Source organism: Halopenitus sp. POP-27, assembly GCF_029889855.1.
In the GTDB taxonomy this organism is placed as follows: Archaea; Halobacteriota; Halobacteria; order Halobacteriales; family Haloferacaceae; genus Halopenitus; species Halopenitus malekzadehii.
Genome location: NZ_JARANU010000004.1, coordinates 42155 through 53948, shown reverse-complemented (window position 1 = coordinate 53948; position 11794 = coordinate 42155). Strand labels below are relative to the sequence as shown.

The 11794-nt window shown below is 65.1% G+C and carries 9 protein-coding genes; 1 reads left to right on the top strand and 8 read right to left on the bottom strand.

What is annotated here, in order from left to right; all coding sequences use genetic code 11:
• Window positions 1-23: 23 nt before the first annotated feature.
• Window positions 24-710: a haloacid dehalogenase type II gene (locus OQF70_RS03825; protein WP_280535943.1), complete on the top strand. Its 687-nt coding sequence runs from the start codon at window positions 24-26 to the stop codon at window positions 708-710.
• A gap of 181 nt (window positions 711-891) precedes the next feature.
• Here OQF70_RS03825 and OQF70_RS03820 read toward each other — a convergent pair whose 3' ends face one another.
• From OQF70_RS03820 to OQF70_RS03785, 8 genes are all read right to left on the bottom strand, one after another.
• On the bottom strand, window positions 892-2409 hold the full coding sequence (locus tag OQF70_RS03820) for a tripartite tricarboxylate transporter permease (RefSeq protein ID WP_280535942.1): 1518 nt from the start codon (window positions 2407-2409) through the stop codon (window positions 892-894).
• Window positions 2410-2446: 37 nt separating this feature from the next.
• Window positions 2447-2968, bottom strand: coding sequence for a tripartite tricarboxylate transporter TctB family protein (locus OQF70_RS03815; RefSeq protein WP_280535941.1), 522 nt, complete (start codon window positions 2966-2968; stop codon window positions 2447-2449).
• Between the two features lie 19 nt (window positions 2969-2987).
• On the bottom strand, window positions 2988-4124 hold the full coding sequence (locus OQF70_RS03810) for a tripartite tricarboxylate transporter substrate-binding protein (protein WP_280535939.1): 1137 nt from the start codon (window positions 4122-4124) through the stop codon (window positions 2988-2990).
• 430 nt (window positions 4125-4554) lie between these two features.
• The gene (locus tag OQF70_RS03805; protein WP_280535938.1) at window positions 4555-5133 is read right to left on the bottom strand and encodes a MaoC family dehydratase; all 579 of its coding nucleotides are present in this window, start codon (window positions 5131-5133) and stop codon (window positions 4555-4557) included.
• 201 nt (window positions 5134-5334) lie between these two features.
• Window positions 5335-6753, bottom strand: a complete 1419-nt coding sequence (locus OQF70_RS03800) for an MmgE/PrpD family protein (protein WP_280535937.1) — start codon at window positions 6751-6753, stop codon at window positions 5335-5337.
• A 113-nt stretch (window positions 6754-6866) separates the two neighbouring features.
• A complete protein-coding gene (locus tag OQF70_RS03795) occupies window positions 6867-8318 on the bottom strand; it encodes an acetyl-CoA hydrolase/transferase C-terminal domain-containing protein (protein WP_280535935.1) in 1452 nt (483 codons plus the stop codon).
• The gene (locus OQF70_RS03790; protein WP_280535934.1) at window positions 8318-9520 is read right to left on the bottom strand and encodes an acyl-CoA dehydrogenase family protein; all 1203 of its coding nucleotides are present in this window, start codon (window positions 9518-9520) and stop codon (window positions 8318-8320) included. The genes OQF70_RS03795 and OQF70_RS03790 overlap by 1 nt, the downstream gene beginning before the upstream one ends.
• Window positions 9521-10410: 890 nt before the next feature.
• Window positions 10411-11691, bottom strand: coding sequence for an MFS transporter (locus OQF70_RS03785; RefSeq protein ID WP_280535933.1), 1281 nt, complete (start codon window positions 11689-11691; stop codon window positions 10411-10413).
• Between the last annotated feature and the right edge of the window lie 103 nt (window positions 11692-11794).

Sequence of the window (11794 nt, the reverse complement as noted above, 5' to 3'; positions counted from 1 at the left end):
ATGACGCCCACCTCGTCCCCTCTATGACCCTTGATCCATCCCGCGTTGACGCCGTGCTGGTCGATTCCTACAGCACGCTCGTCGACGTCGAATCGACGCGATATGCCCTCGAACCGTATACGGACGAGCCGCGGGCGGTTGCCCGCATCTGGCAGCTTCGGTCCCGGGAGTACGCGGTCGTCGGCAACGCGGTCGGGGTCTATCGCCCGGCCACCGAACGCCACCGGCACGCGCTGCGGTACGCGCTCGACGTCCACGACGTCGATGTGTCCGCAGCCGAGCGCGAGGAAATCCTCGCGAGCTACCACGACCTCGACGTCTACGCGGACGTTCGGGACGGTCTGGAGGCGGTTCGTGACGCGGGCTACCCGATCGCGATCCTCTCGAACGGCGATCCGTCCCTCCTCGCCTCGCTGGTCGAGACGACGGACATCGACGACCTCCTGCGGGCGACCATCAGCGCCGACGAGATCGAGACGTACAAGCCGGCCGCGGAGCTGTACGAGCACGCCGCGGCGCGGCTGGACGTCGCCCCCGAGGCCCTGCTACACGTCACGGCCAGCTGGAGCGACGTCAACGGCGCCCGCAACGCCGGGCTGCAGACGGTGTGGCTCGACCGAACGGACCGGTCGTGGGAGCAGTACGCACGTGACCCCGACGCGATCATCGACTCGCTGTGCGACCTCCCGCCGCTGCTCTCCTCGCACTGACCGGAGTCTGCGGGCGGGAGCCGGACGGGAGCGGGGTCGTCTTCGTCGACTTTCTCTCGAACACGCAGCTCCCGCAACGACGTGGTCGAGAACGAGAAACGGCGCGGCGCCGTCGACGACGGAGGTACGACGACAACGCGACGGGAACCGACGCCCGGACGCGGTTCGTCCGGAACGCCGATCAGTCGAACAGCCCCGCAAACCGCGGCTGCAGTACCTGTTTAAGGACGTTCGCGAGGGGACGTCCAAGCAGCGAGACGGCGATCAACACCCAGAAGATGTTCGCGATCGTCGTCTCGAAGAAGTACGTGTAGTCGTTGCCGCTTATCAGCATGCTCCGGAGGAACGCGCTCTCGACGATCGGACCGAGAACGACGCCCAGGATCAACGGCACCGCTGGGTAGTCGTTTTGCCGCATCACGACCCCGACGAGCCCGAACAGGAGCATCAGCCACGCATCGAACATGTTGGTCCGAAGCGCGTACGCGCCGATGACCGTTAAGACGAGGATCACCGGGACGATGTACCGACTCGGCAACAACACCACGCGAACGATGTATCGCGAGATGGCGAACGCGAAGATCAACAGGATGACGTTGGAGATGAGCAGCGAGACGATGATCAGGTTCGCCTCGAAGGCGAAGTCCTGCATAAAGGTCGGTCCGGGCTGGACGCCGTGGAGCAACAGCGCGCCCAGCATCACCGCGGTCGTCCCGCTCCCGGGGATCCCGAGCGCCAGCGTCGGCACCAACGATCCGGCGGTCACGGCGCTGTTGGACGACTCCGAGGCGATGACGCCGTCCGGATTCCCTTCACCGAACGACGACGGATCCGAGGACATCAGCTTCGCGATCGCCCAACTGACGAAGTTCGCGATCGACGTTCCCGCGCCGGGCATCGAGCCCACGAGCAGCCCGACCGTCATCGCGCGAAGCGTCTGGAACGGTCGCGAGATCACGTATCTGAAGCCCTCGAGGATGCCGGAGTACGACGTCTTCACCGACGTGTCCTCGCTGATCTGATCCTGATTGATGAGGAAGAACAGCTCGGTGATCGCGAACACCCCGATGATGATGGGGATGAACGGCACCTCGTCGTACAGGGCGAAGTAGCCGAAATCGAGCCGGCGCTGGCCGGTCGTCGGGTCGATCGGCATCGCGGCGATCAGCAGGCCCAGGAACCCCGAGAAGAGCCCCTTTCGGAGGTTTTCCCCGAGCGTGGCGCCCACCGCAGCCAGCCCGAACAGGCCGAGGACGAAGATCTCGCGGTTCGTGAACTGGAACGCCAGTTGACCGATGGGATCCAGCAACACGAGGATGATCATCGCCGCGAGTATCCCGCCGATCACGCTGGCCAGTATCGATATGCCGAGGGCCTTCGACGCCTTCCCCTTTCTCGACATCGGGAACGCGTCCAGGACGGTCGCCGTCGCGCCCGAGGTTCCGGGCGTATTGATGAGGACCGCCGGGATCGCGCCGCCGTAGTTCGCGCCGATGTAGATGGCGGACATGAACGCCAACGCGATCGCCGGCGACATCGGGAGCGTGATCGGGAGCGCGATCGCCACCGTGTTCGCGCCGGTGAAACCCGGGATCGAACCGGCCACGACCCCGACACAGACGCCGGCGATCAGGATGGCGAGGTTCCCCGGCGTGAACAGGATGCCGAGCGCCTCGATGATCGGCTGGACCGCGGTCATCGGTCGATCACCTCTCTGAGGACGGTCCGCGTTCCCGTCATAAGAACAGTCCCTCCGGCGGCGAGAGGTTCAGGAAGTTGAGGAACAGCCGGATCACGACCAACACGGTCACCGTGATCAGGATCACCCGTCGGTAGTCCCGCTCCCCCGCAACGACCATCAGCGACGCGATCAACAGCGTGGAGGAGACGAAGAACCCGAGGAAATCCACCAACCACAGGTAGATGAAGCCGAACACGGCGAGCGCGATCGACTTCCGCCATTTGTGGATCCGATCGGTTATCGCGTCGACGAACGGCGGCCGGTCCTCCTTTCGGCGGATCCGCCAGATCGCACGGAACTCCTGGAAGTACACGCCGAGCGTGAGGACGACCAACACGCCAATGACGGCGTACGGATACCGGAGGTTCGACATCGAGATCCGCCCGTGCACGCTGTTCACATAGAGGATCGACAACACGAGCGCTGCCGTCGGGAGCACGAGCCGTTGGATCGCCTCCTCACCGACCGCGAATTTGTCTGTACCCTCAGTTACTGAATCGTTTTCATTGGCAGACATAATAAAAAAATGACGCCGTTCAGTTCTGGACGTACTCGTTGAACAGGGGAATGAACTCCTGGTACGTCTCGTAGTCCCCGACGTTCGCCTCCAGCGTCTCCTCGGGGCCCATGTAGTCCAGCTTGCCGGACTCGTCGAGATCGCCGCCCGCGAGCTCGGAGGTGTACTCGTCGTTCTCCATCGCCGCCTGGAACGACTCGACGAGGTGGTCGAATTGGTCGGGGTTCTCGTCCGCCAGGGCCGCGCTGACGAACCAGAAGTAGCGACCGACCGTGCCGGCGAAGTCGATGTCCGTGCCGAGCGCCTCGTTGACCGGCGGCGCGTCGCCGGTCAGCTCGGGCCAACGGTTCTCGTCCCAGAAGACGCCGATACACTTGGAGTCCTCAATGATGTCGAGGCTGTTGTAAACGCTGCGGTTGGCGACGTCGATCTCGCCCTGCAACAGCGCGGTCTGGGTCGGTCCGCCGCCGGAGTAGGGGACGTACTGGAACGAGGCCTCGGTGGCTTCGGCCAGCTTGATGTTCGCCAGCATGTTTCGCTTCGTCGGGCCGGAGGCACCGACGGTGATCTCGTTGTCCGCCGCGTAATCGACCAGCTCCTCGACGGTCGTGAAGCGGTCCTCGTCCTCCCGGATGCGGAGGATGGACATCTGGCTGACGTGGTTGCCGATCGGCATCATGTCCTCGACGCCGTAGCCGGTGTCGGTTCCCTCGGCGTCGTCGAAGGCGACCGCCGCGCCGGCCTCCGGCGTCGCGACCATCCCGTATGTGTGGAGGTCGTCAGCTTCAAGCACGGTTCGAACGCCACGTCGCGTCCCGGCACCCGCAATGTACTCCGGCGCGACCTCGACGCCGACTTCCTCGGTGAAGTACGGCTGCATCTGCCGGAACTCCCGGTCGACGCCGCCACCCTCGTCATACGCGACGACGCCCGTTAAGGCCTCGGAGGGGAAGTCGGATCCGCCGCCACCGTTGCCGTCGCCGTTGCCGTCGCCGTTGCCACCACCGTTGCCGTCGCCGTTGCCGTCGCCGTTCCCGTTGCCGCCGCCATTGCCGTTGCCGCCGCCGTTCCCGTTGCCGGTACATCCAGCGACCAGTCCAACCGTGCCGGTCGCGATGCCCGATTTCAGGACTTGGCGTCTATTAACACGTTTCATGGTGCAACCATAACATACTCCCACCCAATTAAAAGGATTTTTGACTATATTTGACATATAGTCGGGGGACTGCTTCGTCGCGCGGCGAGATCAAGGCGGCGTGTGATCGACGAACGGATCGACGCTCGTCATACGTGTCACCGTTACAGATATACAACCTGATGAACTCATCGCGGAATACCCCGCGTCGATCAACCATCTTTCAGCGGTGACTCGCCGGATGAGTGCTCCTGCTGGATTCAGCGTTCGCGTCGGACGATCTCACCGTCCGTGTCTTCCCGGAAACGGATCGCTCTCACGTGGTGTTCCTCGCCACCCGATCGCCGATATCGACCGTCCGGCCACGTGTTTTCGCTCCAATACAATCACGATCTTTCATATTATTTTTCACTGACTCGTTGGTGTCGCCCGCCGTCGTGCCGATCCGTGCTCAGAGGTCCTCGGGTTGTGTGCCGATCCCCTCCGGCCACCCCGGCGGCGTCGCGGCGCTCGGATCGGCGTGGTCGCGTTTGAGCACCATCGGGGTTCGCTCCAGGCTCAACACGAGGTCGTCGTTCTGGTTGTACGTTCGCAGTTCGGTCTCGACGATCCCGACGTGGTCGCGGGACTCGAGTTCGCGCTTGCTGAGCACCTCGCTTTCGGCGAACAGCGTGTCGCCGTGGAAGACGGGGTTGTGGTGGCGCACGTCGTCGTAGCCGAGGTTCGCCGTCGCGTTGACCGAGACGTCGATGACGCTCATCCCGACCGCCAACGCGATGACGAAGGTCCCGTCGACCAGGCGTTCGCCGAACTCCGTCTCGGCGGCGTACGCCTCGTTGAAGTGCATCGGGTTGAGGTTCATCGTCACGTTCGTCATCCAGACGTTGTCGGTCTCCGTGACCGTCCGGCCGAACGGATGTTTATAAACATCCCCGACCGCGAAGTCCTCGTAATAGCGCCCGTGCCAGCCGGCGATCAGTTGCCCGTCCTGTGCGTCCGCATCGTCCGCGTCGGTGTCAGTGTCCGTCATTGTTTGGTGTCCGTCATTGTTCGGTGTCCGTGGTCGTCATATATTCGTCACTCTCGATCGGTCGTGGATCCGCACCGATCACCGGATCGTTTCTGCCGCGCCATCATAACTGTATGGTCCTGGTCGTCGATCCACCGCGTAGTTCCGGTTGACACCGTGTGGTTCCGGTCGACACTGTGTATTCCTGGTCGGCGTGTCCGACTACCGTCCTTCGACTGCGGCGATCGCGGCCGGAACCGATTCGACGTCCGCCAGCGACGTGAGGACGTCGTGTAGGTCGGTAGCGACCGGTTCCTCGAGCACGACCGTGGCACAGTCGATGAACTTTCGACGATACGCCGCGGCCGAGAGCGTATCGTCGTGTGTTCCCGGCGGTCGCTCCAGCTCCCGGCGGTAGGTCGTCCCGTCGTCGGTCTCGATCCGAACCGTGGACGCGTGTGCGTCGTAGGCGAGATCGGCGTCGGTACGATGCGTGACGCGCTCGCGGACGCGTTGGACGGCCGGGTCGTCGATCGCGTCGTCGTCGAACGTTCCGAGGCCGATGCGGTCACGGACCGCGGCGCTCGCCACGCAGTACTCCATGGAGAACTTCGCTTCCAACCCCGTCGTTGGGTCCGGATGGCTCAACGCGTCGGCCGCCCCCGGTGACGCGGTGACGGTGACGTCCTCGATCGTCCCGGGATCCAGGGACTCCCGGTCACGGATGTCCTGTGTCGCCGCGATCGCCGTGTGGGTGAAGTAACAACACGGGTACGCCTTGGCGTTGATACCCACGTCCGTGAGTCGCCAGCGGTCGCCGATCGAGAACGCGTCGGGGCCGCCGGCCTCGGCGTCCGCGGCGGTCGTGTCCGCGGCGTCGGCGGCGTCCACTCCACCGTCCTCGTTCCCTGCGGGGCCGTACAGGTCCCAGAACCCACCGTCACCGCTCACCGCGGTCGCGTCGGCCGAGAGCCCGTCCCGCGCGAGGCGGGCGGCAGTGACGCCCGCCCGGCAACAGAGGCCGGCGTGAAGGGGCTTGGTCATCGACCCGAAGTTCCGTTTCAGTCCGGCGACCGTCGAGGCCGCGATGGACATCGCGGTCGCGGTCCGGTCGGCGTCCAGCCCGAGGAGGTGTGCCGCCGCCGCGGTCGCCCCGAACGTCCCGAACGTCGCGGTGGCGTGCCAGCCGCGCTCGTAGTGTGCCGGGCTGATCGGCTCGGCGACGGCGCATTCCGTCTCGAATCCGGCGGCGTACGCCGTTATGAGGTCCTGCCCGCTCGTGTCCGCGTCGGCAAGCGCCAGCAACGCCGGCACGAGCGTGACGCTCGGGTGCCCGTCCATCGCCCACGAGAGGTCGTCGTAGTCGAGCGCGTGGCTGGCGGTTCCAACCCGGAGGGCGACCGACGCCGGCGGCGCCGACGCGTCGAGTCCGAGCAGCGATGCGGCGTCCGCCGTGTCGGGATCGGGACCGTCAGCCCGTGTCGTCGCGCGTCCAGCCTGTGCGGCCGTGCCCGCGAGCGTGACTCCGATCGTGTCGAGAACGGCCCGTTCGATCGTCCCGCTCGCCTCGTCCGGGACGTCGCGATACTCGAGGTCGGCGACGAACGATCCGATCCGTTGCTCCGGTGACGTCGGTGACATACACGACGATACGTCCCGGGATAGTAAACCGTTACCGTATCCCGTGGCGGGACGGCACACGTTTCGTCCTGCCACGCCGATCGACGTCCGTCATCACCGATCGACGTCCGTCATCATCGATCGACGTGCCAGTCGAGTGCCGTCTCGATGTCGTGGGGGATGTGCCCGCCGCGTCGCTCGCCGCGCTCGAGGTACTCGTGCAGGTCGTCCCTGTACGCCGGATGCGCGCAGTTCTCGATGAGCGCCGTCGCGGTTTCCCGCGGCGATGCCCCGCGGAGGTCCGCGACGCCCTGTTCGGTCACGACGACGTCGATGTCGTGTTCGGTGTGGTCGACGTGTGGCGTCATCGGGACGATCCGGGAGATGTCGCCGTCGGCCGCGGTCGCGGGGAGCGCGAGTACGGTCAACGCCGCGTTGCGGTTGAAGTCGCCGCTTCCACCCACGCCGTTCAACACTCGCGTTCCGTTGACATGCGTCGAGTTCACGTGTCCGAAGAGATCGATCTCCAGGGCGCTGTTCACCGCGACGACGCCGAACCGGTCGATCAGCGTCGGGCTGTTCGAGAGGTCCGCCGGGCGGAGCACGATGTCCTCGGCATACCGGTCGATGTGCTCGAACAGCCGGTCTTGCCCCTCCGCGGAGAGGGCGAGCGAGGTCGCGCTGGCGGTCGCCAGGTCCCCGTCGTCGAGCAGGTCGAGGAGGCCGTCCTGGATGACCTCCCCGAAGTAGATCAGCTCGCGATCGCCGAGGTCCGCCTCGCCGAGCGCCCCCATCAGCGCGTTCCCGAGGCTGCCGACCCCGAACTGGATCCGCAGGGAGTCCCGGAACAGCGGCGACCGCTCGACTTCGGCCTCGAGGAACGTCCGGAGTGCGTCGGCGATGGCGCGGTCGTCGGCCGTCGGATCGCGGAATTCGTAGGGTTGATCCCGGCGGTCGGACTCCACGACCCCGACCAGCGACTCGGGATCGAACGTGACGCGGTCGGTGCCGATCCGGCCACCGGGATCCCGAAGCGGGATCGGCTCCCGGTTCGGCGGCCGTCCCGTCCGATAGACGTCGTGAAACGCACGGACGTCCCGTGGAACGGTCCGGTTGACCTCGACGATCAGCCGGTCGGCGTTCTCGACGAACGCGGGCGTCTGGCCGATGCTCGCCGTCGGGACGAGCCAGTCAGGGCCCACCGCGAGGGCCTCGATGATCGCGACGTCGCCGTCGGCCAGGTCACCGTAGAGGACTTCGTCGCCGAGCGTGCTGATGTTCCTGTCGTGAAAGGCGACACGACCGTCGTTGATCGCCGCCTGCGACGTCGCGCGAGCCTGGTAGGGAAACCGCCGCCCGAGGGCTCCCGCCTCGACGAGCGCGTCGTCGATCTCCGGCCCGACGCTCCCGCCGCTCACCACGGTGAGGGATCGATCGCGGTCCGACTCCGCCAGCGCGAGCGGGACGACCTTCGGGTAGCCGACGCTGCCGAACCCGCTCACGAGCAGCGTGTCGTCGTCGCCGACCTCGCGGGCCGCCTCGGTCGCCGAGAGGCGCGGGAGATCCCCGGTGATGCGGTCCCTCATCAGTACGATCGTGGCAACCCGAGAACGTTTTCGCCGATGTAGTTCAACGCGAGCTCCTGCGTGATCGGAACCAGCCGCGTGAGACGCGCCTCACGGAGGTACCGTTCCACGTCGTACTCCCGCGCGATGCCGAACCCGCCGTGGGTCTGGACGGCGGCATCGGCGGCCTCGAAGGCGGCCTTCGCGGCCAGGAACTTCGCCATGTTCGCGCGGGCGCCGACGCTTTTGGAGTCCGCCTCGTCGTCCACGACGCTGGCGGCGTTGTACACCATTCCCTTCGCCGCCTGGACGTGTGCGTGCGCCTCGGCCAGCGGGTGCTGGATGGCCTGGTTCGACCCGATCTTCCGGTCGAAGACCTCCCGCTGGTTCGCGTACTCGACGCCCGCCTCGATCGCGGCCTCTCCGAGCCCGATGCACTCGGCGGCGATCACGAGCCGCTCCTCGTTGAGGCCGTCGAGCATCTGATAGAACCCCTCGCCCTTCTCGCCGATCACGTGTGAGGCGGGAACCCGGAGGTCCTCGAAGAACAACTCGTAGGAGTGGACGAAGTTGCTGGCCGTCTTGTCGATCCGTTCGATCTCCAGACCGCCCTGGTCGTAGGCGTCCTCGAGATCGACGAGGAACATCGTGAGTCCGCGCGTTCGCTTCTCGACGTCCTCCTTCGGCGTGGTTCGGGCCATCAACACGAGGTAGTCGCTCGCGTCGACCCGCGAGATCCAGATCTTCTGGCCGTTGATGACGTAGTCGTCGCCGTCGCGGACGGCACGCGTCTCGATCGATGTCGAGTCCGAACCCGCGTTCGGCTCCGTGAGGCCGAACGCCTGGATCGAGGTCTCGCCGCTGGCGACCGCGGGGAGGAGGTCGGATTTGAGCTCCTCGCTGCCGTATTCGACGATCGGAACGGAGTTGTAGATCGCGCCGTGGACGGACTGTGCGGCGCTGAAGCCGCCGCCGGAGGCCGCGATCTCCTCCATCATCACCACCACCTCCTCGGTGCCCATGTCGGCGCCGCCGTACTCCTCCGGGAGCAGCGCGCCGAACCACCCGCCGGCGGCGAGCTCGTCGACGAACTCCTGTGGATACTCCCCGTTGGCGTCCTGGTCGCGCCAGTACGCCGAATCGAAGTCCGAACAGATGTCGCGTATCGAGTCACGCACCAATCGCTGTTGATCGGTGAGCTCGACGGTGTCTCGCTGAAGCATTGAGGTACAATACAAAAATATACCGATCATAATAAAGCTATTGAACGGGGAAGTTTGTGGTCCCGATCCCCGGGACGTGATCGGCCCGGATACCACATCCCGGTCGACGCTCCCGTGCTCGATATCGTTCCGCTATACGGAATAAACGTCCGCCTGTCGTCCGTATCGATTCACCGCTGATCCCCGTCGTGTCGGCTACACGGCGTGTCTCTGTGTGTGTGGTGTGTGTGTGTGTGTATGTGTGTGTTTATGTCACTCTCCGTCTCCGTCGTTCGCTGCGGATCGATGCCTCGACTGCCGTCACGGCGTGCCGTGATCTCCCCACCCGTCATCCCACATTCGTTCTGTATGATCGAACGAATTGCCGTGCGCGGTCACATCGGCGGTTCGATTCGGATCGCTCTCGAACCGCATCCTCCCGGGTGAGTGAGGCGTCATCGCGCGATGTGGTATGCTCCGCCGATGTCGGCACGGTCCGCCGGCGAGTCCGCTCCGTCGCTCCGCTTCGTCGTTTCGCTTCGTCGTTCCGCTCCGTCGAGTCCGCTTCGATCGGTTCATCGGGGTGTCGTCTCCGCTGTTCGCGTCGATCGACGGATCCGTTCCCATCACCGTTCGGGCATCCGTCGTCGTTCGTGGTTCCACCGTATCTTCGTCGTTGCCGACGCACGCCGCGATCGAGCATCAAATTACACAAGTAGTTGTGTAAACACCATCCGCACGGCGCGTCGTTTCGTCCGGTTTCACGATCCCCTTCTGTTCGATTATGCGGAACGATAGCCTCCACAACGCTCGATACGGGCCACCGGGATCACGCTGGTCGCATCAGGCTGGTCGCATCAGGCTGGTCGCATCAGGCTGGTCGCATCACTGGTCGCATCACACTGATCGCATCACACTGATCGCATCACGATGATGAGCACCACCGATCCGGCGAGGACCGCACTGAGGAAGGAGAACGCCGCGATGTAGCCGCTCACGTCGGAGATGTATCCGACCGCGGCAGGCCCGATCGCCCCGACCGCGGTCATCAGCGTCCGGACGATCCCGAACGTCCCGCCACGGATCGACTCCGGGATGAGTTCCATCAGGTGTGCATCGCGGACGGGCCTGAACCCGTGAAACCCGATCCCGATCATCAGCGTCAGCCCGCCGAGGGCCCACACGCCGTCGACGAACAGTATCAGCGTCAGGCCGACGACGATCACGGACAACAGACTCAACATGATGTTCACCTGGCTGAGCCGATCGCTGATCCAGCCGGTCGCGGTTTGCGTCAGGCTCGCGACGAACAGGAGGCTGTACACGAGGCTCGCGGTCTCGTCCGCGAGGGGCTTTGCGTCGATGAGGAACAGCGGCAGAAACGAGGTGAACCCGTTCCAGGCGAAGGTGTACGCCATCACGATGAGGACGAACAGCAGGAACTTGGTGTTGAAGAAGATCTCCCTGTAGGAGACGTCCTCGTCGTCTTCGACGTCCACCCCTTCGTCATTCTCGACGCCCTGCACGTCGTCGTTTTCGACGTCCTGTCCGTCACCGTCGTCGCCGTCGTCGTCGACGATCCCTGCCGGGTCCTCGCGCCGAACCACCCGAACGTAGAACAACCCTGCGAACACGGCGCTGACGGCCGCCCCCGTCAGAAAGGCGACGTTCCACGGGAGCGCCGATACCAATATCACGGCGACGAAAAGCGGTGCCGCGGCGCCGCCGAACTGGCCGATCGTGTCCATCACCCCGATGGCGAATCCCTTCCGTTCGGCGTACGTTCGGGAGAGGTACGGGATGGCGACGGTCTTGTGGATCCCCGTCGTGAGCCCGATCAGAACCGCCGATCCGGCAAGCGTCGGGAACGTCGGGGCGCTGGCCGCGATCAGGGCCGCGACCGCGAACCCCGCGGCGCCGGCGGCGATCATCTTGGCTTCGCTGAACCGGTCGGCGAGCGTCCCCGCCGGGAACTGGACGATCGAGTACCCGACGAGCAGCGCCGTGAACAGGAGCCCAGTCTCGGTGTTCGAGACGCCGTAGGTCGTCTGAAACGTATCGAACAGCGGCGGGAACAGGTATCGAAGCCCCTGCACGAGGAACCAGATCCCCGAGATCAACAACACGACCTCATAGGAGGCAAGGCGATCGCGGACGGTTCCCGCTCGCTTCGCGAGATTCCGGGTGACCATTGTACTGTGTGTGACTCCTTCGCGCCGAGTTTCTCACACACCCGTTTACCTCTTCGGTTTCACTGGGGTATTACCGGATCCGATCGTGCCGGGACGCCGTGCT